Source organism: Pseudonocardia abyssalis, from assembly GCF_019263705.2.
Lineage (GTDB): Bacteria > Actinomycetota > Actinomycetes > Mycobacteriales > Pseudonocardiaceae > Pseudonocardia > Pseudonocardia abyssalis.
The window spans coordinates 1,055,594-1,077,889 of the sequence record NZ_JADQDK010000001.1 but is presented as its reverse complement, the minus strand read 5'-3'; the positions used below and the strand labels follow the sequence as shown (position 1 = coordinate 1,077,889).

Sequence of the window (22,296 nt, the reverse complement as noted above, 5' to 3'; positions counted from 1 at the left end):
ACGCTATCCGGCCGCGACCGCCGGGTCCTCGCTGGGTACGGGCGTGGCGGGTGCCCCGGTGCGCGGCGGGCCGACGACGGGCAGGACGCGCAGGGCCAGGTCGACGAGGACGTCGCCGCGGGGCCGGTCACCCGGACGTGGCCCCTCGGGCAGCACGAACGTCAGCGTGTCGTCGTCGTAGGTGACCATGAGGACCGACTCGCGGGCCCGGTCGAACAGGGCGGCGGGGGCGGCACCGATGGACAGGTCGCGCCGGTCGCCGCTCTCCACGCCGATGTTGGTCGTCCACTGCTTCGACGCGGCGGCCGCGTCGGTGTAGCGGGCCACGTTGAGGTCGAGCAGGACGCCGCGGGAGGCCCCGGTGCCGCTGTAGCGGCAGGCGACCCGCTCGGTGCGGCCCACCGACGGCTCGGCGACGCCGATCGTGGTGCGCACGACGACGCTGTCGAGCGGGCGGCCCAGCAGGGCCCCGAGATCGGCCGCGGACAGCATCTCGCCGCACTCCGTGGGGATCGCCCCGTCACGGTCGGCCTCCCCCGGCGCACCGGGGCCCGCCGAGGCCGGGACGGCGAAGGTGGGGACCGGTGTGGTCTCCGCGTCCACCGTGGCGCATCCCGCGCTCATCAGGAGTCCCACGAGCACCACCAACAGCCGCGTGCCGCCCGACCGTGTTCCCCCACCCACAACGGCAAGGGTAGTGCGCCGCGCCCCTCGGCGTGACGCCCCGCACCGGCGCGTCCACAGAACGCAGCGGAACCGTGACCGGAGGTGCCCCGGCAGACGCCGAACGGCCCCGGCGACCGTGGTGGTCGCCGGGGCCGTTCGGGTGTGACCTAGCTGATCAGGCGCCGCCCGACAGCTTCTCGCGCAGGGCCGCGAGCTGCTCGTCGCTGGCCAGCGAGCCACCGGACTGGGCGGGCGCGCCGCCGCCACCGGTGCTCTCGCCGCCGGCCTCGGCGTCGGCGGTGTCGGACGAGTAGCTCGTGCCCCCACCGTCGGCAGCCGCCTCGGCCTCGGCCTCGGCCGACTTCTTGATCTGCGTGATGTGCTGCTCGTAGCGGACGTGGGCCTCCGCGTACTCCTTCTCCCAGGCCTCGCGCTGGGTCTCGAAGCCCTCCTGCCAGTCGCCGGAGTCGACGTCGAAGCCCTCGGGGTAGATGTAGTTCCCCTGGTCGTCGTACTCCGCCGCCATGCCGTAGCGCGTGGGGTCGAACTCGGTCTCGGCCGTCATGCCCTCGTTGGCCTGCTTGAGCGAGAGCGAGATGCGGCGCCGGTCGAGGTCGATGTCGATGACCTTGACCATGGCGTCGTCGCCGACCTGCACGACCTGCTCCGGGATCTCCACGTGGCGCTCGGCCAGCTCGGAGATGTGCACCAGACCCTCGATGCCCTCCTCGACGCGCACGAACGCACCGAACGGGACGAGCTTGGTGACCTTGCCCGGCACGATCTGGCCGATCGCGTGGGTGCGGGCGTAGAGGCGCCACGGGTCTTCCTGCGTGGCCTTGAGCGACAGCGAGACGCGCTCGCGGTCCAGGTCGACGTCGAGGACCTCGACGGTGACCTCCTGGCCCACCTCGACGACCTCGGAGGGGTGGTCGATGTGCTTCCAGGACAGCTCGGAGACGTGCACCAGGCCGTCGACGCCACCGAGGTCGACGAACGCACCGAAGTTGACCACCGAGGACACGACGCCCTTGCGCACCTGGCCGCGGGCCAGCTGGTTGAGGAACTCGCTGCGCACCTCGGACTGGGTCTGCTCCAGCCACGCGCGGCGGGACAGGACCACGTTGTTGCGGTTCTTGTCCAGCTCGATGATCTTGGCCTCGATCTTGCGGCCGACGTACGGCTGCAGATCGCGCACGCGGCGCATCTCGACCAGCGAGGCCGGGAGGAAGCCGCGGAGGCCGATGTCCAGGATGAGACCACCCTTGACGACCTCGATGACGGTGCCCTCGACCGGCTCGTCGGCCTCCTTGAGGGCCTCGATCGTGCCCCACGCGCGCTCGTACTGCGCGCGCTTCTTGGACAGGATCAGGCGCCCTTCCTTGTCCTCCTTCTGGAGGACCAGGGCCTCGACGAACTCACCGACCGACACGACCTCGGCGGGGTCCACATCGTGCTTGATGGACAGTTCGCGGGAAGGGATGACCCCTTCGGTCTTGTAGCCGATGTCGAGCAGTACCTCGTCGCGGTCGACCTTGACGATCGTGCCCTCGACGATGTCGCCATCGTTGAAGTACTTGATCGTCTTATCGATGGCGGCGAGGAAGTCCTCTTCCGACCCGATGTCGTTGATGGCGACCTGCGGGGTCGTGGAGATCGGGGCGGCGGTGGTGTCGGTGGACATGTAGTGGGGTGCTCCGGTGATGGATGTCGGCGTGGTGCTGGTCTGGTGGAGTACGGCTCGTGACGTGGTGCTGTCACCCTTGATCTGATCGGTGCGAGAAGCCCGTGGAGGGTGCCCGGCGCTGACGCCGCGACGTTGACCACAGTGCTTGCGCCATGCTACGCGGGCGGTGAGCGGCGGCACAACGCGGGTCAGGTGCCACGAGCTGCGACGATGACCCGGTGAGTGCCGAGGAGCAACTGAACACCGTGGGGGTCGCGCGGCGCGCCGTCGACGGGGCCGAATCGCAGCGCGCGAGCCGTGCCTGGTGGGACGCCGACGCCGACGACTACCTGGCCGAACACGCCTCCGACATCGGCGATCTCGACTTCGTCTGGTGCCCCGAGGGACTGCGCGAGGCCGACGCCCGGCTGCTCGGCGACGTCGCCGGGCGGGCGGTGCTGGAGATCGGGGCCGGGTCGGCCCCGTGCGCGCGGTGGCTCGTCGCGCAGGGGGCGCGGGCCGTCGCGCTCGACCTGTCCGGGTCCATGCTCCGGCACGCCGCGGCCCTCGGCGCGTCCACCGGCGTGGCGGTCCCGCTGGTGCAGGCGGGCGCGGAGCGGCTGCCGTTCGCCGACGCCTCGTTCGACGCCGCCTGCTCGGCGTTCGGCGGCGTCCCCTTCGTCGCCGAACCGGAGCGGGTGATGCGCGAGGTGGCGCGGGTCCTGCGGCCGGGCGGGCGGTGGGTGTTCGCGGTGAACCACCCGATGCGCTGGATGTTCACCGACGACCCCGGCCCCGACGGGCTCACCGTCGTGCAGTCCTACTTCGACCGCACGCCCTACGTGGAGGTCGACGACACGGGCGCGGCCACCTACGTCGAGCACCACCGCACGATCGGCGACCGGGTCCGCGACGTCGTCGCGGCCGGGCTGGTGCTCGACGACGTCGTGGAGCCGGAATGGCCGGAGGGCCGCGAGCGGGTGTGGGGCCAGTGGAGCCCGCTGCGCGGGGCGCTGTTCCCGGGCACGGCGATCTTCGTCTGCCACCGGCCGTGACACTCACCTGGCGCCAGGTCCGACGGTGGCGGATCCGCCGGCAGCTGCTCCTGTCCCCCGCCCCCGGTCCCGTCGAGGTCGCGCGGGTGCTCGGCGGGATCCACGCGCAGGTCACCTCGTGCAGCGCGCTGATCGCCGGGATCCGGTGCGCCGGCGTACCGGACCTCTCGCGCGGGCTGGTCCGGACCTGGGCCGCCCGCGGCACGCTGCACCTGCTGCCCGCCGACGAGCTCGACGTGTGGGTCGGCGCGCTCACCGCCCGCGACGCCCGGCGCCGGTTCCCGCCGTCGTGGGAACGGGAGCACGGTGTGAGTGCCGCGCAGCTGCACGCGATCACCGACGCGATCGGCTCGGTGCTGGGGGCGGTGCCGTCGACCCGCGCCGAGCTGGTGACCGCGGTCGTCGCCGAGGTGGGCGACCCCGCGATCGCCGAGCCGCTGTCGACGGGCTGGGGTGCGCTGCTCAAACCCGCCGCCGCCCGCGGGCTGTTGTGCTCCGGTCCACCGGCCGACGACGGAGGGGTCACCTTCGTCTCCCCCGCCGCGTGGCTGGGCCGCCCGCTCGCTCCCGTGCCGGCGGAGGAGGCGGAGCGCGCGGTACTGCTGCGGTTCCTGGCCGCGAACGGCCCGGCCACCGCCGTGGACGTCGGGCGCTGGTGGGGCGAGCGGCCCGCCCCGGCCGAGCGCATGATCCGCGCCGCGGGCGACGCCGTGACCGCGGTGACGATCGAGGGCGAGGCCGGGTACGTCGCGCGCACCGAGGACGTCGACGAGATGGCGGCGGTCCCCGACGGCGGCACCGACCCCGCCGACGCCCCGCTGCTGCTCCCCGGCTTCGACCCGTGGGTGATCGCCCCGCTCAGCCACCGGTCGCGGGCGGTCCCGGACGGCCGCGTGAAGGAGGTCTCGCGGACGGCCGGCTGGATCTCCCCCGTCCTCGTCGTCGACGGGCTGGTCGCCGGGGTGTGGGAGCACTCCGGCGCGACGGTGACCGTGCGCCCGTTCGGGCCGGTGCCGCGGGCCGCGGTCGAGGAGACCGCGGCCCGCTACGCCCCGCTGCTCGGCGTCGACGCGGTCGCCGTCGCCTGGGCATGATCGCCGGTCGGGCGAGACGGTGACCATGGACCGCCGACCTGCGGGTCAGCCCGCCCGCTCCAGCACCGCCGCGAGCTCCCGCACCGCCACCTGCTCCGCCGCGTGCACGGCGTGCAGCCGGGAGCCCAGACCGGCGAAGAGGGCGTCCCGGTCGGCCGGGGTCAGCGGCGGCTCGGCGTCGAGGCGCGCCCGCAGCTCCCACAACCCGGCCGCGGCGACCACGGCCGCGTCCCGGCCCGCGTCGCCGTCACCCAGCACGGACTGCTCGACGGTCGCGGTCAGCTCGCGGAGCCGCCCGAACCCCGGGACGTCGGCGGGCAGCGCGGCGTCGCCCACCGCCGTCCAGCCCGCACCGGCCGCCCGCCACGCGTCGGCCGCCGCGGCGGTCGGCACCCCGAGCAGGGGGCCCGCGGCGTCGAGGCAGTCGGCGGTGAGGTCGCGCAGGTGCCCGCCCGTCGTCCCGGCGGGCGAGACACCCTCCCAGACCGAGGCCAGCGCCCCGGCCAGCCCGCGGCCGTCGGCGAACACCCGCGGCCAGCCCTTCGCCGCCTTCCCCTCGGTCACCAGCCGCGCCCACTTCCGCCAGGCCGGCAGCGCGAACGACGCGGACGTGCCGCCGAGCTGCGCCGCCCCGTGGGACAGGCCGGCGACCAGCGCCGACCGCAGCGCCTCGGGCGCGAGGTCGCCGGTGGGCTGCGGGTCCACGAGCAGGTTCCGGTAGGACCCGACGCGGGCCCGCGCCGCGTCGAGCACCGGGGCGGGCACCGTGAGCGGGGCGAGCGAGCGGTCGTCGACGAGGTAGCCGTCGCCGCTGCGGCCGTAGGCCACGACCACGTGCCCGCCCATCCCGTCGAGCGCGTCGGGAAGATGCCGGTACCCCGCCCGCCGACGGTCCGGCCAGACCAGAGCGGGCCGCCCGGCGTCGACGGCCGCGGCCAGCGCCCGTGCCGCGCCGACGGCTCCCCCGGTCCGGTGCACCGACGCCGCGACGCCGAGCCGGTCGAGCGCCGCGAGCGTCGCGCGGTCCGCGTACTGCCAGTCTGCGGAGAACGCGAGCACGACCGGGCGCGAGTCGTCGTGGGCGAACTCCCAGAGGATGTAGCCCGCCCCGGGCCCGCCCGCGACGCCGAAGATCAACTCCTCGGACACCTCGTCGCCGGCGCACCGCACCCCGTGGTGGGCGAGGACGTGCGCGAGAGCGGCGGACACCGGCTCCCGGCCGCCGGACAGCCGGTACCCGGCGGCGGACAGCGGGACGGGCGCGGCGCCCGCGACGTGCCGACGGGCGGTGGTGTAGCTCTCCCCGGTGCGGGCCATGCGCGCACGGATCCGGGCCTTGAGCTGCTTCTGACTCGTCATGACGCTCCACGGCCACGCGGCGGCACCCGGCCCCACGCCCCGTGCACCGCCCGGCCGCAGTTCACGGCGGGTGGGAGTCACCGAGGCTCACGAGGTCCCCTGCGCCCCCGCGCGGCCGGGCCGCGTGGGTGGCCCGATCAGGAGGTCCGGCGTGGTGATCGCCGCTCCGGAGTCTGCCATAGGGTGCCGTCCGTGCCCATCGATCCCGCGGACCTCCCCCCGATGCAGACCACCGAGCAGCTCGCCGAGCGGATGGGCATCGAGCTCGTGACGCTGAGCCTCGAGGAGGTCGTCGGACGCATGCCGGTGGCCGGCAACAAGCAGCCGTTCGGGCTGCTGCACGGCGGCGCGAGCGCGGTGCTCGCCGAGACGCTCGGCTCCACGCTCTCGGCACTGCACGCGATGCCGGAGCGGTTCCCCGTCGGCCTGGAGCTCGCCTGCACCCACCACCGCTCGGCGACCGGCGGGTACGTCACCGGGGTGGCCCGCCCGATCCACGTCGGCCGCAGCACCTCGACGACCGAGATCGTGATCACCGACGAGGACGGCCGCCGCACCTGCACGGCGAAGCTGACCTGCCTGCACCGGGACACCCAGCCCTAGCACCCCGCCCGCCCCCGGGACCCGAACGGCAGTAAAGCCACTGTGCCGCCACGAGATGGCAGCACAGTGGCTTTGCTGCCACGGGGCGCCGGGTCAGTTCGCGACGCCCTCGCCCAGGTAGGCCTCCTGGACACGCGGGTCCGCCAGGAGTTCCGGGCCCGTCCCCGAGAGCGTGGTGCGCCCCAGGTCGATCACGTACGCCCGGTCCGACAGTGCCAGCGCCGCCAGTGCGTTCTGCTCCACCAGCAGGACGGTGGTGCCCTCGGACCGCAGCTCGCGGACCGTCGAGAAGATCTTCTGCGTCATGATCGGCGAGAGGCCCATCGAGGGCTCGTCGAGCATGAGCAGCTTCGGCCGCGACATCAGCGCCCGCCCGATGGCGAGCATCTGCTGCTCGCCCCCGGAGAACAGGCCGGCCTTGTTCTTGCGGCGCTCACCGAGCACCGGGAACAGGTCGTAGATCCGGTCGAGGTCGGACACGATGCCCGACTCGTCGGAACGGGTGTACGCGCCGAGGCGGAGGTTCTCCTCCACCGTCATCCGCGCGAACAGCCGCCTGCCCTCCGGGCTGTGCGCCACGCCGAGCCCGAGGATCTCGTGGGCCGGCAGGGCGTGGATCGGCTTCCCGTCGAGCAGGACCGTGCCGGCGACCGGCCGGAGCAGCCCGGAGATCGTCCGCAGCGTCGTGGTCTTGCCGGCGCCGTTGCTGCCGATGAGGCTGACGATCTGGCCCTGCTCCACCGAGAACGTGACTCCGCGGACGGCCTGGATCGCGCCGTAGGCGACCGTCAGGTCGGTGACCTCGAGAAAACTCATCGTTCTCCCTCGCCGCGCGAGCTCGACGCTTCGCTCGGACGCTGTGTCGATGATTCGCTCGCAAGCTCGCTCATGGCGTCTGCTCCCCGGCGTGGATCTGCGCTTCGACTTCCTCCGGCGGCGCCCCGAGGTAGGCCTCGACGACGCGCGGGTCGCCCCGCACCTCGTCCGGCGTGCCCTCGACGAGCAGCTCGCCCTGCACCAGCACCAGCACCCGGTCGCACAGCGTGAAGATGAACTTGGTGTCGTGCTCGATCACGACGACCGAGATGCCCAGCTCGCGGATCGAGAGGATCAGCTGCCGGGTGGCCTCGGTCTCCTGCGCGTTCATCCCCGCGGTCGGCTCGTCGAGCAGGAGCACGGCCGGGTCGGTGGCCAGCGCGCGGGCGATCTCGAGCCGGCGCTGGTCGCCGTAGGGCAGGTTGCGGGCGAGCTCGTCGGAGAACCTCGTCAGCCCGACGAACGCGAGCAGCTCCGCCGAGCGCGCCAGCGCCTCGGACTCGCTGCGCCGGAAGCCCGGCCCGTGCAGCAGGGAGGAGAACGGGCTCTGCTTCATCCGGCAGTGCCGCCCGACCAGCACGTTCTCCTCCGCCGTCATCGACGGGAAGAGGCGGATGTTCTGGAACGTCCGGGCGACGCCCAGCTCGGTGACCTTCGCCGGGTCCTCGGGCAACCGCTTCCCGCGCAGTGCCACCTCGCCCGCGGTGGGCGAGTACAGCCCGGTCAGGCAGTTGAACAGCGTGGTCTTTCCCGCGCCGTTCGGCCCGATCAGCCCGATGACCTCGCCCTCGGCCAGGTCGAAGGAGACGTCGTTGAGCGCGGTGAGCCCGCCGAACCGCATGGTGACGCCCGTGGCGGCCAGGATCGCGTCGGTCACGACTTGTGCTCCTTCGCCTCGGCCGCGACCTTCTCCTCCGCGGCGATGATCGCCGGGTCCGTCTCCGGGGCCAGCTCGGCGCGGCGGTGCGCGTCGGGCACGATCCCCTGCGGACGGAACCGCATGATGAGCACGAGCGCGATGCCGAACAGCAGGAGCCGGTACTCGGAGAACTCGCGGAGCTTCTCCGGGAGCACGAACAGCACCGACGCCCCGAGCACGGCACCGGGGATGGTACCCATGCCGCCGAGGATGACGGCGGCGAGCAGCGTCACCGACTCCAGGAACCGGAAGCTCTCGTAGGACACCGTGCCGAGCTTGTGGGCGTAGAACGCCCCGGCCAGCCCGGCCAACATCGCCCCGATGAGGAACGCCAGGATCTTGATCGGACCGGTGCGGATGCCCATGGCCCGGGCGGCGTCCTCGTCCTCGCGGATCGCGATCCACGCCCGGCCGAGCCGGGAGAACTTGAGGTTCGCGAACACCACCATCACCGCGGAGATGATCAGCACGATCAGGACGTAGTAGAGGAAGCCCGGCGGCAGCTCCAGCCCGCCGATCTCCAGTCCCTCGTTGAAGTCGTTGCCGAACAACGACACCGGCGGGATGTTGGGGATGGCGTTCGAGCCACCCGTCAGACCGCCGATGTTGTTCTGCGCGCTGCGGACGAAGATCTCGCCGAACGCCAGCGTCACGATCGCCAGGTAGTCACCGCGCACGCGCAGCGTCGGCGACCCGACGATCGCGCCGAAGATCCCGGCCACGATCGCCGAGATGATCATGACGAGCGGGAACGGGAGCGTGATCCCGATCTGCGACGCCGCCGCCCCGGACAGGTTCGCCGCGACGAACGCGCCGATGCCCAGGAACGCGACGTAGCCGAGGTCGAGCAGGCCCGCGAGGCCGACGACGATGTTGAGCCCGATCGCGGTGGCCGCGTACACACCGATGGTGGCCGCGACCGTCATCCAGTACTCGGTGCCCGCCGACGTCAGCGGCAGCAGCAGCGCCGTGACCAGCAGGAGCAGGACGCTGTAGATGCGGTGCCGCTCGGTCAGCGCGGTGATCCACCCGAACAGGCCCGACGCCGACAGCGCGGCCATCAGCCCGCCGACCGCGCCGAGGAAGGACAGGAAGATCGCGCCCGCGTAGCTCGCGCCGCCGCCCTGGCCACCGCTGGTGAGCACGGCGGCGACGAGCAGGAGCAGCAGCAGGAAGATCACGATCAGCAGGGCCCGCTCGACCCAGGCGTTGAGCCGCCAGGTCCACACCGGCTGGGGCTCGATCCCGCCCGCGTTGGCGCCGACGACCAGCAGCACGCCGCCGACCAGGGCGGCGAGTGCCCCGAACGCGACGCCGTCGGCGACGGTGACCGCGCCCAGACCCCCGCCCTCGGCGACGATGTAGAGCCCGTTGACGACGCTCATCGCGACGACGCCGAAGCCCAGCGCCCGGATGATCCGCCCCTTCGCGGGTACGGCGACCAGCGCCAGCACGATCGCCGCCAGCCCGAACAGCAGCAGGTGCAGCCGGAACCCGGTGACCCCGAAGGGGACCGTGAAGAACTCCAGCGTGGCCTGCTCGGGGTAGGCGCCGTCGTTGAGCACGAACGTGGCCCACGGCAGGTAGGCGCCGACCACGGTGAGCACGCCACCCGCCGCGCGCAACGGCGTGGCGTAGGCGGTGAGGCCCGCGAGGCGGCCCGTCGGAGCCGGGGCCGGGGCCTTCTCCAGTGTGGTCATGCGCGCACCCGCTCGGTCTCGCCGAAGAAGCCCTGTGGCCGGAAGACCAGCACGGCGATCAGGACCACGAAGATCCAGACGTAGTCGTACGGGGTGCCGCCCGGCAGGTACTGCCCACCGAGCGTCTTGACCAGGCCGATCACCAGACCGCCCGCGACGGCGCCCTTGATGTTGCCGATCCCGCCGAGCACGGCCGCGGTGAACGCGAACAGGCCGTTCTGCAGGCCGATGTTGATGTTGATCAGGCCGAGGTCGGCGCCGTACAGGATGCCGGCGACGCCGGCCAGGGCAGCACCGAGGACGAAGGTCAGGACGATGACGCGGTCGGGGTCGATGCCCATGAGGCGCGCGACGTCGCGGTCCTGCGAGGTGGCCCGCATCGCGCGCCCCATCCGCGAGCCGTTGACGAACGCGTTGAGCGCGAAGGCCAGCACGAGGGACACGACGATGATCAGCATGCCCGTGTAGCGGATCGGCACGATGCCGTCGCCCATCGGGATCGCGAGCGTCCCCTCGACGAACACCTTGGGGAACGGGACGGCCGCGGTGGCGTTGGGGTAGAAGACCCGCACGGCCTCCTGCAGCGCGACGGACACACCGAGGGCCGTGATCAGCGGGGCGAGGCGGGGAGCGTTACGCAGGGGCCGGTAGGCGAAGCGCTCCATCAGGACCGCGACGATCACGGCGATCGCCGCGCCGGCGACCAGCAACAGCGGCAGCGCGAACCACCACTGGTTCTGGATCGCGGTGGGGAGCAGGTAGGTGAACATGGCCAGGCCCCCGTAGGAGCCCACCATGAAGATCTCTCCGTGGGCGAAGTTGATCAGCTGGATGATCCCGTAGACCATCGTGTAGCCCAGGGCGATCAGCCCGATCAACGATCCCAGGATCAGGCCGTTGACGACCTGGGACAGGAACGTGGACAGCAAGAGGGGTCCCTCCTACGCCGCGGTGGGGGCGGGCTCTTGGCCCGCCCCCACCGCTCGGCTCGTACTGGGCGGCCCCGGGTCGGGGCCGCACACCGGCTGACCTCGGTCAGCCCTCGAAGGTGCCCGTCTCCAGCGGGACGAACGCGTCGCCCTCGACCGTGTATACCGTCAGCAGCTTGTTGGTCGTGTCGCCGAACTCGTCGAACGTGACGGGACCCGCCGCGCCCTCGAAGTCGGTGGCCTGCACCGCGGAGACGACCGCGGCGCGGGTGTCCTCGGACCAGTCACCGTCGCCCAGGGCCGTGACCAGGGAGTTGATGATGATGTTCGCCGAGTCGTAGGTCAGCGCGCCGTAGGTCTCGTAGCCCTCGACGTAGTTGGCCGCCGCGTAGTCGGCGATGAACTGCTTGGCGCTCTCCAGGTCCTCGGCCGGTGCGCCGACGCTGGTGCCCAGGTCGCCGACCCGGCCGCCCAGCGGGACGTACTCGGCGTTGATCAGGGCGTCGCCGCCCATGACCGGGATGTCCAGTCCACCGGCGAGGATCTGCGCCGACAGCGGGCCCGCGGCGGGGTACTCGCCGCCGTAGTAGACCGCGTCCGGGTTCAGGGCGCGGATCGTGGTGACGACGCCGGAGAAGTCGGTGTCGTTCTCGCCGACCTTCTCGCGGGCGACGATCGTGGCACCCAGTCGCTCGGCCTCGGCGGCGAACGCGGCGGCGAGGCCGGCGCCGTAGGTCTTGCCGTCGTCGATGACCGCGATGGACTTCTTGCCCGCGGTGGTGACGAGGTACTGGGCACCGAACGGGCCCTGCACGGCGTCGGTGGTGGCGACGCGGAAGTAGTTCTCGAACGGGCGGGCCGGGGCCGTCTCGTACGCCTCACCCTGGGTCAGGGTGGGGTTGGTGTTGGCCGGCGAGACCTGCACGATGCCGCGCTGCTGCAGGATCGGCTGCACCGTCTGGGCGGTCGAGGAGTTCAGCGTGCCGACGACGCCGACGACGTTGGGGTCCGACGCGAGGCGCGTGGCCGCGTTGGCCGCGATGGCCGGCATCGACTGGTCGTCCTCGGCCTGCAGCCGCAGGGCGTAGCCCGGGACGGTGCAGTTCTGGTTGGCCTGGTCGACCGCGAGGTCGGCCGAGTTCTGCATCCCCAGACCCAGGGCGGAGAGCGGACCGGACAGGGGGGCGACGAGACCGACCACCAGGGTGCCCTTGCTCGTGTCGCAGGCCCCCGCGGCGGCGCCGCCACCCTCTTCCCGGTTGGTACCGCATGCCGAGAGCACAAGCGCTCCGGCGAGGATCGCGGCGGTGACGACTGCGCGCCTCCGACTCATACTGATGTCCTTCCCGTACTGCACGACTTCGATGTGCGGTGCCCGATCACCGCATCGCTCCCGCCTGTCGAGAGCGACCGGGACGTTAGACCGACGTTCGCCGCCACGTCACCACCTCGAAGCCGTCCTTTACCGGACCGCAACTCGGACACAGCGGTCCGTGATCGATCAGGTAGCCGTGCGTGAGGGGAAGATCAGGCGCGCGGCGGGTTGAGACCGTCGACGACCGCCTCGGCGACGGCCTTCATCGTGGTGCGCCGGTCCATCGCGGTGCGCTGGATCCAGCGGAACGCGTCGGGCTCGGACATCGACTGGCGGCTCATGAGCAGGCCCTTGGCGCGGTCGACGAGCTTGCGCGTCTCCAGCCGGTCGGTCAGCGTGGCGACCTCGTCCTCGAGCGCCTTCTTCTCCGCGAACCGGGACACCGCCAGCTCGATCGCGGGCACGAGCTCGTGCCGCGCGAACGGCTTCACCAGGTACGCCATCGCGCCGGCGTCACGCGCCTGCTCGATGAGCTCGCGCTGGCTGAACGCCGTGAGCATCACGACGGGGGCGATGCGCTCCCCCACGATCTCGCCGGCCGCGGCGATGCCGTCGACCTTCGGCATCTTGACGTCCATGATCACGAGGTCCGGCGTGAGCTCGCGGGCCAGCTTGACCGCCTGCTCCCCGTCGCCCGCCTCACCCGCGACGACGTAGCCCTCCTCGCGCAGCATCTCCGTGAGGTCGAGGCGGATCAGCGCCTCGTCCTCGACCACCAGCACGCGCAGACCTGTGGTCTCGGCCGCGGGGCTGCTCTCCTCGGAAATCGACTGGGTCACCGTTTCTCCCTCACACCGGACTGGTCGAACCGGAAGGATTCAGAATAGCCGGACGGTGGGTGGCGAGGCGCTGTGATCTCGGGTCTGCCGGTATCGTCCTTCTCACGGCTCCCGTATCCCAACGGCAGAGGAAGCGCTCTCAAACAGCGTCAAGTGTGGGTTCGAATCCCACCGGGGGCACCGCGTCACATCCGGCACGGCGAACGGATGGCACGGTGAACGGATGCACGGTGGGCACATGACGACCCGTGACCGCGACGACGCCGGGAGGGCCCGCAGCGCGCGGCCCCGGGACGCGGCCGGCCGGCCACTGCCGCACGGGGCCGACGGCGTGGAACGGGTGCCCGAGGACCTGGTGCTCACCGCCGACGAGGCCGTCACCGAGGCCCAGCGGCTGCTCGACGCCGGACTGCCCTTCGGGGCGCACGAGGTGCTGGAGGGGGCGTGGAAGGCCGCGGCGGCGCCCGAACGGGAGCTGTGGCGGGGCCTCGCCCAGGTCGCCGTCGGCCTGACCCACGCCCAGCGCGGCAACGCGCGCGGGGCCGTCGCACTGCTGGAGCGCGGAGCCGACCACGTCCGGCGCTGGGTCGGGGACACCCCCGCCGGGCTGGACCTGCCCGGCCTCGTCGCCCACGCCGACGCGCTGGCGGCGCGCATCGCGGACGGGGCGGCCCCGTCGGAGACCGACCTCCGCCCCCACCTGCGCCCACCCACCTGACCCCGCGAGTCGCCGCATCCCCGCCCGCGAGTCGCCGCATCCGCGCCCGCGAGTCGCTCCGTCCTCGCCCGCGAGTCGCTGTCCGCCACCGCGCCCGGTTGCGTCCGGGGCCCGGGCGGTGGTCCCGGCCGCGGCGGGCTGCGGCGCGCAGATCGCCATGAGCTGCGTACCACGGCTGCACGGGCCGCCGTGGCACGCAGGTGACGCCGATCATGGACCGGGAGCCGTGACAGGAGGTGAGCCCACCCGCCCGCCCCTGCGCCGGCGTCCCGCGCCGCGGGCCAGGGACGCCACGGGACAGGTGTGTGTCGCGGGGCGGGGATGTGGCGACTCGCGGGCGGGATTCCCGCGACTCGCGGAGCGGGGGGTGGGTTGCGGCCCTACGGTCGGGGCGTGACCGACGCCGTGTTCCCGCCGGGCTTCTTCGACCGCGCCGACCCCTCCCCCGACGCCGGGTTCTACGGTCCGCCGCGGCTCGTCACGCACATCGACGACAGGGCGATCGCCGCGGTCGGGGCGCTGTACGCCGAGCTGGGGCTCGACGGCGAGGTGCTCGACCTGTGCTCGTCGTGGATCTCGCACTTCCCGGACCCGCCGCGCCGGCTCGTCGGCCTCGGCATGAACGCGGCGGAGCTGGCGGCGAACCCGGCGCTCGCCGAGCGCGTCGTGCGCGACCTCAACACCGACCCGTCCCTCCCTTTCCCCGACGCCTCCTTCGACGACGCCGTCTGCTGCGTCTCCGTCGACTACCTCGTCGACCCGGTCGCCGTGTTCCGGGAGATCGCGCGGGTGCTGCGACCCGGAGGGCGGTTCGTGGTGACCTTCTCCAACCGGTGCTTCCCCACCAAGGCGATCCGCGGCTGGCTCGGCACGGACGACGAGGGCCGTCTGGAGATCGTCAACGCGTTCTTCGTGGTGTCCGAGGGGTTCGGCGAGGTGCGCGGGCAGCTCCGGACCCCACCGGGCCGCGGCGACCCCCTCTACGCCGTCTGGGCCGAGCGCCGCTAGCGCGGCATCCGCCGCCACAGCGCGCGCGGGGCGTGCCGGAGCAGGCCGAAGACGGGCTGCAGCACCGCCGGTACCCACACCTCGCCGCGGCCCGAGCGCAGCGCGCGGACGGTGGCGGCGGCGACCTGCGCAGGCGTGGAGGAGAACGGGGCGGGCGACATGCCCTGCGTCATCCGCCCGATCACGAAACCCGGACGGACGAGCAGCAGCCGGACGCCGGAGCCGTGCAGGGCGTCGGCGAGGCCCGAGGCGAACCCGTCGAGGCCCGCCTTCGCCGACCCGTACACGTAGTTGGCGCGGCGCACCCGGGCTCCGGCGACCGAGGAGAACACGACGATGTCCCCGCTCCCCTGCGCGCGCAGCACGGACGCGAGGTGGGTGAGCACGGCGACGTGCGCGACGTAGTCGGTGTGCACGACGGCCAGCGCGTGCTCGACCTCCCGCTCCGCGCGCGCCTGCTCTCCCAGGATCCCGAACGCGACGACGACGGTGTCGAGGCTCCCGTGCGCCGCCACCACCGCGTCGAGGACGGCTCGCTGGCCCGCGAGGTCGTCGGCGTCGAACTCCACCTTGTCCACGGCCACCGCGCCCGCGGCCAGCAGGGGCCCGTCGTCGAGGTCGGCGGAGCGCCGCGCCGCGAGCACCACCGTGGACCCGGGCGCGAGCCGACGCGCGACCTCCAGCCCGATCTCGCTGCGACCACCGAGCACCAGCACCGTCCCCATGGCGCGAGCATGCCCTAGCGTGTCGGGGTGCCGGAGATGCTGTTCGACGTGCGGTGGCCCGACGGGGCGCGCCAGACGTTCTACTCGCCGTCCCTGATCGTGCGGGAGTACCTGGAGGCGGGGCAGGACTACCCGCTCGCCGACTTCGTCGACCGCGTCCGCACGGCGATGGGCGTCGCCGAGGAGCGGGTTCGCGCGAAGTACGGGATGGGGTGCTCGATGGCCCCGGTCGCGGTGGCGCAGGTCGAGGCGGTGCAGGCCGAGATGGCCGCGGCCGGGCTCGCCGACGGCGCCGTGCGGGTCGAGCGGTTCCGGACGTGAGGCGCGCCGCCGTCCTCGGCTCCCCCGTCGCCCACTCCCTGTCCCCCGTCCTGCACACCGCGGCCTACGCGGCGCTCGGCCTCGACGACTGGGCCTACGGCCGCCACGAGTGCGCCGAGGACGGGTTGGCCTCCTTCGTCGACGGGCTCGGCCCCGAGTGGGCGGGCCTGTCGCTGACGATGCCGCTCAAGCGCGTGGCGCTGGGCGTGGCCGACACCGTGTCCGAGCTGGCCGCCGCCACCGGTGCGGCCAACACCCTGGTCCTGCGCGACGGGCGGCGCTTCGCCGACAACACCGACGTCGCGGGCATCGTCGCCGCGCTGGGGCCGGTCACGGGGCGCGCGGTCGTCCTCGGGGCGGGCGGCACGGCGCAGGCCGCGCTGGCGGCGCTGCGCGAGCTGGGGATCGGCGACGTCACCGTGCTCGTCCGCTCGGCCGCGCGGGCCGGGGACCTGCGGGCGGCGGCGCAGCGGCTCGGCGTCGACCCCCTCGTCGACGACGCCCTGGCCGATCCGGCCCGGACGAGCGCCGTGCTGGAGCGGGCCGACGTGGTCGTCTCGACGCTGCCGAAGGGTGCCGCCGACGACCTGAGCGGCGCCGCGGGCGTCGTGCTCGACGTCGTCTACGCGCCGTGGCCCACCGCGTTCGCGGCGACGGCGCAGGCGGCGGGCGCCCGGGTCGTCAGCGGGCTGGAGATGCTGCTGCACCAGGCCGTCGCGCAGGTGGAGCTGATGACCGGCCACCCCGGACCCGTCGACGCCATGCGCGCCGCCCTGGACGACGCGGTGGCCGCCCGTGCCTCCTGAGCCCAAGGCGTGCGTCGCCTGCGGGCGGCGGATCACCTGGCGCAAGAAGTGGGAGCGCGACTGGGCGGACGTGCGCCACTGCTCGGCCGGGTGCCGCCGCCGCGGGGTCTCCGACGTCGACCGGGACCTGGAGACGGCGATCACCGACCTGCTCGGCGCGCGGTCGGGCACCATCTGCCCGTCCGAGGCCGCCCGCAAGGTCGCCCCAGACGACTGGCGCGAGCTGATGGAGCCTGCCCGGCGCGCCGCGCGGCGGCTCGTGGAGGCGGGCGAGGTGGAGATCACCCAGGGTGGCCGGGTGGTCGACCCGTCGACGGCGAAGGGGCCGATCCGGATCCGCAGGCGCTGACGTCGGCCGCCGCGACCCCGGCGCGCACGTGCACGGCGACCACGTAGTCACCGCCCTCGTAGGGGAGGCGGTCCCAGGTGGACCAGCGCGCGTGCGGGCTCAGCCCGGCCGCGGCGCACCAGCCGTCGTACTCGGCCAGGGTCGGCCAGCCGTCCTGGAGCTGGAAGCCCGCGACCAGCCGCCCGCCCGCGACGAGGTGCCGCGCGCACCCGGCCACCACCTCGGCCCGGCGGGTGGCGTACGGGATCACGTTGCCGGCCAGCACGGCGACGTCGAACCGCTCGGGGCGGTCGAGGTCGGCGAGGTCGAGCTCCAGCCACTCGACGCCGGGCGCCTTCTCCCGGGCCGCGGCGACCATGTCCGGGTCGGGGTCGACGCCGAGCACCGCGATCCCGTGCCGGGCCAGCTCGATGCCGACGCGGCCGGTGCCGCAGCCGCCGTCGAGGACCGACCGGGGGCCGAGCGAGCGCACGAGGTCGGCCTCGCCGTGCGGGTTGCCGCCCTCGGCCTCGATGCGGGCCCAGCGCTCGTCGTAGCCGTCGAGGTCGACCTGGTCCCGCCAGTGCGTCCAGTCCGGAGGCAGGGTCACGGTGCCACCGCCGTCAGGGCCGTGAGCGCTCGCACGAACGCCTCCGCCCGCGCCACCTCGGTGACGGTGAACGGGGCCCACGCCCGGCGCGCGACCAGCCAGCCGTCGGCCGGGCCCGGTACGGCGAGCACATGCGGATCGGGGTCCGGCTCGTCGTCGACGACCTCCACGGAGTCGGCGTGCAGCAGGGCACCCAGCGCGGAGGCGGGGTCGCCGTTCTGCACGGCCTGGGCGGCGAGGTCGAGGGCGCGGGTCTGGCCGTCGACGAGGTCGTGCGGATCGGCCTCGGTGACCAGCACCGCCCCCGCCGCCCGTCCGACGGCCGCGCGGACCGCCCCGGCGAGCAGGTCGCGGTCGGACGCCCCGCCGACCACCAGTTCGTCGACGACCGACTCCGAGTCCTGCCCGTGCACCGAGAACGCCACGATGTTGCCCCCGGCCGACGCGACGGACTCCGCGAGCCGCGCCAGCGCCCCGGCCTCGTCGGGCAGCCGCACGCGGACCCGGTGCAGCGCGGCCGACCCGCCGGGACCGAGCCGCGGCGCCGGGTCCGGGACGGCGCGCAGGTGCGGGCCGCGGGCGGCGTCCCCGGCGATCAGGCGCTGCCCGGGACCGAGCGCAGGCACGCCGATCGCCTGCAGCGCCGCCCACATCGTCACCTGGTTCGCGGTGAGCACGGGCTTGCCGAGCTCGCGCTCCAGCGGCGCGATGACGTCGTAGGTGGCGAGGTTGGTGCAGGAGATGAACACGGCCTCGGCGTCGGGACGGTCGGCCGCGCGGGCGGCGGCGACCACCTCCTCGTAGGACACGCGCCAGATCTGGCCGAGCAGGCCGAGCCCGACCGCCGACGTCGAGGTGATGCCGTGCGCGGCGAGGAACGCGCCGAGCAGGTCGGTGAGCGAGTCGACGTACGGCGTCACGATCGCCACCCGGCTCGCCCCGACCGCCCCGAGCGCGGAGACCAGCGCCCCCGCGGTGGTGAGCGCGTGCCGCGCACCGGCCTCGTGCATGACGTCGAGCAGGGCGTGCTCGCCCGCGACGCCGTCGACGAAGCTGCCCGAGGTGCACGCGTAGGCGACGATCCGGGTGCCGGGCTGGAGCAGGTCGCGGGTGGCGCTGCGCACCGGTCCCGGGTCGCTGATCGCGCGCGCCATCTCCGCCGTGACCGGCGACGGGACGAACGGCGTCCGCGTCAGGTGGAGCTCGACGGGTTCGGGCACCCAGCGCCACAGCTCGCGGTCGAGGGCGAAGTCGAAGGGGACGATGACGCCGATCCCCCCGGCCGGGTCGGGCGGCGTGGCCGCGCCGGTCTCGTGCTGCATGGCGACACGGTAGGGCGCACTCCATTTCGGGGATGTTGCGAGGGGGTAAGGCACGATCGGGTGGTGGACGTCCATCAGTCATTGCTCGACGCGGTGGGCTCGACGCCCCTGCTCCGCCTGCGCCGGGTGACGGCCGGGCTGGCCGCCGCCGTGTACGTCAAGCTGGAGTTCCTCAACCCCGGCGGGTCGGTGAAGGACCGCGCCGCGCTGTCGATGGTGCGCGCGGCCGAGGAGTCCGGCGAGCTCCCCGCGGGCGGGGGCGGCGTCATCGTCGAGGGGTCGTCGGGCAACACCGGTGTCGGGCTCGCGATGGTCGCCGCGCAGCAGGGGCACCGGGCCGTCGTGGTGGTGCCGGACAGCATCGCGGCGGAGAAGATCGCGCTGCTGCGGGCGTACGGGGCGGAGGTGGTGGCCACCGAGCCGAAGGTGCCGCGCGAGCACCCCGAGCACGTCAACAACCTCGCGCGGCGGATCGCGGCGGAGACCCCCGGCGGCTGGTACGCGAACCAGTACGACAACCCGGCCAACCCGCGCGTCCACGAGCTGACCACGGGTCCGGAGATCTGGGAGCAGACCGGCGGGCGCGTGACGCACCTCGTCGCGGGCGTCGGCACCGGCGGCACGATCAGCGGCACCGGGCGGTACCTGAAGTCGCGTGGGCCGGTCACGGTCGTCGCCGCCGACCCGGAGAGCTCGCGCTACGGCGGGGGCGACGGCAGCCCGTACTTCGTCGAGAGCGTCGGGCACTACCTGCACCCCGGCACCGTCGACGACCTGTGGCCGCAGTCCTACGACCGGGGCGTCGTCGACCGGTTCGAGCGGATCGGCGACCGCGAGTCGCTGGAGACGGCCCGGCGGCTGGCCCGGGAGGAGGGGCTGCTCGTCGGCGGATCGGCGGGCACGGCCGTCGCCGCGGCGCTGCGGGTCGCGGCCGCGCTCGGGCCGGACGACGTCGTCGTCGTGATCGCGCCGGACTCCGGCCGCAACTACCTCTCGAAGTACTTCGACGACGGCTGGATGACCCGCCTCGGGTTCCTCGACTCCCCCACCGGCCCCCGTGTGCGGGACCTCGTGACCGCGCGCGGGGTCGCGGTGGCCCCGGCCGGCACGACCGTCGGCGAGGCGCTCGCGGTGCACGGCACCGGACCGGTCGCGGTGGTCACCCCGCGGGAGTCCGACCGGGAGACCCGGTCGGCGCCGGAGGTGCTCGGCGTGGTCGCCGTGCACCCCGGGCTGTCGGCCGGCGACGACGTCGCCGCACACGTCACCGGACCGCCGCCTGCCGTCGGCGACGGGGAGGAGGCCGCAGCCGCGCACGCCCGGGTGCCCGACGGTCCGGTGCTCGTCCTCGTCGACGGCCGGGTGGTGGCGATGATCTCGCGCGCGGACCTGGAACACGCGGGCACCGACCGCGGTTGACGCCCGTATGCAGGTGGAGATCTGGTCCGACGTCGTCTGTCCGTGGTGCGCGATCGGCAAGCGCCGGTTCGAGGCCGCGCTGGAGAGGTTCGAGCACCGCGACGAGGTGACGGTGCGCTGGCGCAGCTTCGAGCTCGACCCCACCGCACCGCAGGAGCGCGAGGGCACGCTGCTCGAGCACCTGGCCGAGAAGTACGGCACCGCCCCGGAGCAGGCGCGGGGCATGGTCCGGCAGATGTCGGAGACCGCGGCCGTTGACGGCTGGGAGTTCGACCTGGAGAACGCGCGGGGCGGCAACACCGTCGACGCGCACCGGCTCATCCATCTCGGCGCCGAGCACGGCATCCAGGACGCGGTGAAGGAGCGGCTGCTGCGCGCGTACGTCGCCGAGCGCGAGCCGATCGGCGACCATGCGGCCCTGACCCGGCTCGCCGTCGAGGCCGGGCTGGACGAGACCGAGGTCGGCGACCTGCTCGCCGGCGACCGCTTCCTCGACGCCGTGCGCGCCGACCAGCGCCAGGCGCAGGCCTACGGGATCAGCGGCGTGCCGTTCTTCGTGGTCGACGCGAAGTACGGCGTCTCCGGCGCCCAGCCCGCCGACGCCCTGCTGCAGGTGCTGGAGACGGCCTGGGCCGACGCCCACCCGATCCAGGTCCTGACGCCGGCCGGGGGTGCGGGAGAGACCTGCGCCGACGGCAGCTGCGCCGTCTGAGGTGGTCGTGCCTGTCATCCGTGCAGTGCTCCGCGGCGGGCCAGTGCACCGATCACCAGCGCACCGACGAGCGGTACGGCGGCCAGGACGAGCCAGGCCGTCGCCGCAGGGGCGACCGTGACGTCGAGGAGTGCGCCGACCGCCGTGCTGCCGACCAGCACGGCGAGCCCACCCGCCGAGGACAGCACCCCGAAGTAGGCCCCGAGCCGCCGCTCGGCGGCGAGGACCGGCACCAGCGCCTGGGCGACGGGCCCGGCCAGCATCTGCCCCGCGGTCAGCAGGACGACGAACCCGACCGCCGGCCACGGCCCGGCGGGGGCCGCCGGCAGGGCCGCCGCGACGAGCAGGAAGGCGGCCGACATCAGCCCGAAGCCGAGCAGGATCGGCGTCCCGGCCCGGCGCCGGCGCGCCCACCGGGTGGTGGGAACCTGCCCGAGGATCACCATCACCGCGGCCAGCGCGAACAGCCACCCCAGCCCCGCCTGCCCGCCGGTGCCCCGCTCCAGCTCGACCGGCAGCGCCAGGTAGAGCTGGTTGTAGCAGAGCAGGTAGGCCGAGTAGCCCGCCGCGAAGACGAGGAACCGCCGGTTGCGCAGTACCTCCGCCCACCCGTCGAGGATCGGCTCGTCGGCGTGCGCTGCGGGTCGGGGCGGCAACCACCGCAGGTGGGCCAGCCCGATCAGCACGAACGCCGCGGCGGCCACCATGCAGGCCAGCCCGAAGTCGACGAGGAGCAGCGCCGCGCCCACCAGCGGCCCGACCACCGTGCCGACCTGGCCGCTGACGGCGAACATCGCGAAGACGTCGGCGCGGGTCGGGCCCCCGGCCGGCAGCTCACCGGCCTCCCGCGCCAGCGCGGACTCCACGGCCGGGGAGAACAACGCCGCGGCGAAGCCGGTGAGCAGCGCTCCGGCGAGCACCCCCGCCAGGGAGGTGGCGACCCCCAGGAGCACGAACCCGGCCACGCGCAGCGCGCACCCGGCGAGGATCACCGGCTTCGCACCCCACCTGTCGGCCAGGGTCCCACCGACCACGAAGAGCCCCTGCTGGCTGAAGGTGCGCAGCCCGAGGACGAGCCCGACGAGCCCGCCGGCGAGCGCGAGGTCGGTCGCGAGGTGCACCGCGAGGTAGGGCACCACCATGAAGAAGCCGACGTTGAAGGCCAGCTGCGTGCCCACCAGCAGGCGCATCACGGGCGGCAGCGCGCCGAACGCCGTCCTGGGGTGATCACCGTCGCCGACCACAGTCACCACTCATTCGCATCTACGCATCTCTGCGACAACTGCCTATGTGCTGATGCAGAGTAGGTCGCACAAGCGTTGACACGCGGTCCGGCGCGATCACACAATCCGCCGACCCGTTCCGC

22 protein-coding genes, 1 tRNA gene and 1 pseudogene are annotated in these 22,296 nt (G+C 73.8%); 11 read left to right on the top strand and 13 right to left on the bottom strand.

The window, feature by feature from the left end; translation table 11 throughout:
• Positions 1–3: 3 nt before the first annotated feature.
• Together I4I81_RS05175 and rpsA are read right to left on the bottom strand one after the other, a co-directional pair.
• Positions 4–684 (bottom strand): hypothetical protein, encoded by a 681-nt coding sequence (locus I4I81_RS05175; RefSeq protein WP_218602203.1) that lies wholly within the window; start codon positions 682–684, stop codon positions 4–6.
• A 157-nt stretch (positions 685–841) separates the two neighbouring features.
• Entirely contained in the window at positions 842–2,350 is a 1,509-nt protein-coding gene (rpsA, locus tag I4I81_RS05170) for a 30S ribosomal protein S1 (protein ID WP_218602202.1), read from the bottom strand.
• Between the two features lie 221 nt (positions 2,351–2,571).
• Here rpsA and I4I81_RS05165 point away from each other — a divergent pair, with 221 nt between their 5' ends.
• Positions 2,572–3,387, top strand: a complete 816-nt coding sequence (locus I4I81_RS05165; RefSeq protein WP_218602201.1) for a class I SAM-dependent methyltransferase — start codon at positions 2,572–2,574, stop codon at positions 3,385–3,387.
• Positions 3,384–4,481, top strand: coding sequence for a DNA glycosylase AlkZ-like family protein (locus I4I81_RS05160; protein ID WP_218602200.1), 1,098 nt, complete (start codon positions 3,384–3,386; stop codon positions 4,479–4,481). Before I4I81_RS05165 ends, I4I81_RS05160 begins: the two co-directional genes overlap by 4 nt.
• A 45-nt stretch (positions 4,482–4,526) precedes the next feature.
• On the opposite strand, the gene I4I81_RS05155 is transcribed toward I4I81_RS05160, so the two are convergent.
• Positions 4,527–5,840: a BtrH N-terminal domain-containing protein gene (locus I4I81_RS05155; RefSeq protein WP_225924488.1), complete on the bottom strand. Its 1,314-nt coding sequence runs from the start codon at positions 5,838–5,840 to the stop codon at positions 4,527–4,529.
• A gap of 222 nt (positions 5,841–6,062) precedes the next feature.
• Here I4I81_RS05155 and I4I81_RS05150 point away from each other — a divergent pair, with 222 nt between their 5' ends.
• Positions 6,063–6,443 (top strand): hotdog fold thioesterase, encoded by a 381-nt coding sequence (locus I4I81_RS05150; protein WP_218616523.1) that lies wholly within the window; start codon positions 6,063–6,065, stop codon positions 6,441–6,443.
• A gap of 93 nt (positions 6,444–6,536) precedes the next feature.
• Here the strand turns inward: I4I81_RS05150 and I4I81_RS05145 are convergent, their stop codons facing one another.
• From I4I81_RS05145 to I4I81_RS05120, 6 genes are all read right to left on the bottom strand, one after another.
• The gene (locus I4I81_RS05145; protein WP_218605116.1) at positions 6,537–7,259 is read right to left on the bottom strand and encodes an ABC transporter ATP-binding protein; all 723 of its coding nucleotides are present in this window, start codon (positions 7,257–7,259) and stop codon (positions 6,537–6,539) included.
• A gap of 70 nt (positions 7,260–7,329) precedes the next feature.
• Positions 7,330–8,136: an ABC transporter ATP-binding protein gene (locus tag I4I81_RS05140; RefSeq protein WP_226363760.1), complete on the bottom strand. Its 807-nt coding sequence runs from the start codon at positions 8,134–8,136 to the stop codon at positions 7,330–7,332.
• Positions 8,133–9,878: a branched-chain amino acid ABC transporter permease gene (locus I4I81_RS05135; RefSeq protein WP_218605117.1), complete on the bottom strand. Its 1,746-nt coding sequence runs from the start codon at positions 9,876–9,878 to the stop codon at positions 8,133–8,135. The genes I4I81_RS05140 and I4I81_RS05135 overlap by 4 nt, the downstream gene beginning before the upstream one ends.
• A complete protein-coding gene (locus I4I81_RS05130) occupies positions 9,875–10,807 on the bottom strand; it encodes a branched-chain amino acid ABC transporter permease (RefSeq protein ID WP_225924487.1) in 933 nt (310 codons plus the stop codon). The genes I4I81_RS05135 and I4I81_RS05130 overlap by 4 nt, the downstream gene beginning before the upstream one ends.
• A 106-nt stretch (positions 10,808–10,913) precedes the next feature.
• Entirely contained in the window at positions 10,914–12,140 is a 1,227-nt protein-coding gene (locus I4I81_RS05125; RefSeq protein WP_218605118.1) for a branched-chain amino acid ABC transporter substrate-binding protein, read from the bottom strand.
• Positions 12,141–12,334: 194 nt separating this feature from the next.
• Positions 12,335–12,961, bottom strand: coding sequence for an ANTAR domain-containing response regulator (locus tag I4I81_RS05120; protein ID WP_218605119.1), 627 nt, complete (start codon positions 12,959–12,961; stop codon positions 12,335–12,337).
• Between the two features lie 107 nt (positions 12,962–13,068).
• Here I4I81_RS05120 and I4I81_RS05115 point away from each other — a divergent pair.
• The 3 genes from I4I81_RS05115 to I4I81_RS05105 all read left to right on the top strand — a co-directional run bounded on the left by I4I81_RS05115 (position 13,069) and on the right by I4I81_RS05105 (position 14,687).
• Positions 13,069–13,141: transfer RNA gene (locus I4I81_RS05115), tRNA-Leu, on the top strand.
• 58 nt (positions 13,142–13,199) lie between these two features.
• Entirely contained in the window at positions 13,200–13,679 is a 480-nt protein-coding gene (locus I4I81_RS05110) for a DUF309 domain-containing protein (protein ID WP_218615849.1), read from the top strand.
• A gap of 393 nt (positions 13,680–14,072) precedes the next feature.
• Positions 14,073–14,687, top strand: coding sequence for a class I SAM-dependent methyltransferase (locus I4I81_RS05105; protein WP_226363759.1), 615 nt, complete (start codon positions 14,073–14,075; stop codon positions 14,685–14,687).
• Here I4I81_RS05105 and dprE2 read toward each other — a convergent pair.
• Positions 14,684–15,412, bottom strand: coding sequence for a decaprenylphospho-beta-D-erythro-pentofuranosid-2-ulose 2-reductase (gene dprE2, locus I4I81_RS05100; RefSeq protein WP_218605065.1), 729 nt, complete (start codon positions 15,410–15,412; stop codon positions 14,684–14,686). The genes I4I81_RS05105 and dprE2 overlap by 4 nt on opposite strands.
• 36 nt (positions 15,413–15,448) lie before the next feature.
• On the opposite strand from dprE2, the gene I4I81_RS05095 reads away from it, so the two are divergent.
• Genes I4I81_RS05095 through I4I81_RS05085 form a run of 3 tightly spaced genes read left to right on the top strand, consistent with a single transcriptional unit; the run spans position 15,449 to position 16,888 of the window.
• On the top strand, positions 15,449–15,733 hold the full coding sequence (locus I4I81_RS05095; protein WP_225925024.1) for an MSMEG_0570 family nitrogen starvation response protein: 285 nt from the start codon (positions 15,449–15,451) through the stop codon (positions 15,731–15,733).
• The gene (locus I4I81_RS05090) at positions 15,730–16,539 is read left to right on the top strand and encodes a shikimate dehydrogenase (protein WP_226363758.1); all 810 of its coding nucleotides are present in this window, start codon (positions 15,730–15,732) and stop codon (positions 16,537–16,539) included. The genes I4I81_RS05095 and I4I81_RS05090 overlap by 4 nt, the downstream gene beginning before the upstream one ends.
• A complete protein-coding gene (locus tag I4I81_RS05085; RefSeq protein WP_218605068.1) occupies positions 16,529–16,888 on the top strand; it encodes a DUF3253 domain-containing protein in 360 nt (119 codons plus the stop codon). The genes I4I81_RS05090 and I4I81_RS05085 overlap by 11 nt, the downstream gene beginning before the upstream one ends.
• On the opposite strand, the gene I4I81_RS05080 is transcribed toward I4I81_RS05085, so the two are convergent.
• Both I4I81_RS05080 and I4I81_RS31795 read right to left on the bottom strand, forming a co-directional pair.
• Positions 16,821–17,477, bottom strand: a complete 657-nt coding sequence (locus I4I81_RS05080) for a class I SAM-dependent DNA methyltransferase (protein WP_218605069.1) — start codon at positions 17,475–17,477, stop codon at positions 16,821–16,823. The genes I4I81_RS05085 and I4I81_RS05080 overlap by 68 nt on opposite strands.
• A gap of 596 nt (positions 17,478–18,073) precedes the next feature.
• A pseudogene (locus tag I4I81_RS31795) lies at positions 18,074–18,799 on the bottom strand (maleate cis-trans isomerase family protein); the annotation flags it as partial.
• A gap of 63 nt (positions 18,800–18,862) precedes the next feature.
• Here I4I81_RS31795 and I4I81_RS05070 point away from each other — a divergent pair.
• The gene (locus I4I81_RS05070; RefSeq protein WP_218605071.1) at positions 18,863–20,218 is read left to right on the top strand and encodes a PLP-dependent cysteine synthase family protein; all 1,356 of its coding nucleotides are present in this window, start codon (positions 18,863–18,865) and stop codon (positions 20,216–20,218) included.
• Positions 20,219–20,225: 7 nt separating this feature from the next.
• Entirely contained in the window at positions 20,226–20,930 is a 705-nt protein-coding gene (locus I4I81_RS05065; RefSeq protein WP_218605072.1) for a DsbA family oxidoreductase, read from the top strand.
• Between the two features lie 14 nt (positions 20,931–20,944).
• On the opposite strand, the gene I4I81_RS05060 is transcribed toward I4I81_RS05065, so the two are convergent.
• Complete coding sequence (locus tag I4I81_RS05060) at positions 20,945–22,183, bottom strand: MFS transporter (RefSeq protein WP_226363757.1); 1,239 nt, start codon at positions 22,181–22,183, stop codon at positions 20,945–20,947.
• Between the last annotated feature and the right edge of the window lie 113 nt (positions 22,184–22,296).

Coding starts and splice junctions, on each gene's coding strand:
- dprE2 (WP_218605065.1), bottom strand. CDS start 15,412: ATGGGGACGGTGCTGGTGCTCGGTGGTCGCAGCGAGATCGGGCTGGAG.
- I4I81_RS05155 (WP_225924488.1), bottom strand. CDS start 5,840: ATGACGAGTCAGAAGCAGCTCAAGGCCCGGATCCGTGCGCGCATGGCC.
- rpsA (WP_218602202.1), bottom strand. CDS start 2,350: ATGTCCACCGACACCACCGCCGCCCCGATCTCCACGACCCCGCAGGTC.
- I4I81_RS05150 (WP_218616523.1), top strand. CDS start 6,063: ATGCAGACCACCGAGCAGCTCGCCGAGCGGATGGGCATCGAGCTCGTG.
- I4I81_RS05065 (WP_218605072.1), top strand. CDS start 20,226: ATGCAGGTGGAGATCTGGTCCGACGTCGTCTGTCCGTGGTGCGCGATC.
- I4I81_RS05125 (WP_218605118.1), bottom strand. CDS start 12,140: ATGAGTCGGAGGCGCGCAGTCGTCACCGCCGCGATCCTCGCCGGAGCG.
- I4I81_RS05135 (WP_218605117.1), bottom strand. CDS start 9,878: ATGACCACACTGGAGAAGGCCCCGGCCCCGGCTCCGACGGGCCGCCTC.
- I4I81_RS05110 (WP_218615849.1), top strand. CDS start 13,200: ATGACGACCCGTGACCGCGACGACGCCGGGAGGGCCCGCAGCGCGCGG.
- I4I81_RS05095 (WP_225925024.1), top strand. CDS start 15,449: ATGCTGTTCGACGTGCGGTGGCCCGACGGGGCGCGCCAGACGTTCTAC.
- I4I81_RS05145 (WP_218605116.1), bottom strand. CDS start 7,259: ATGAGTTTTCTCGAGGTCACCGACCTGACGGTCGCCTACGGCGCGATC.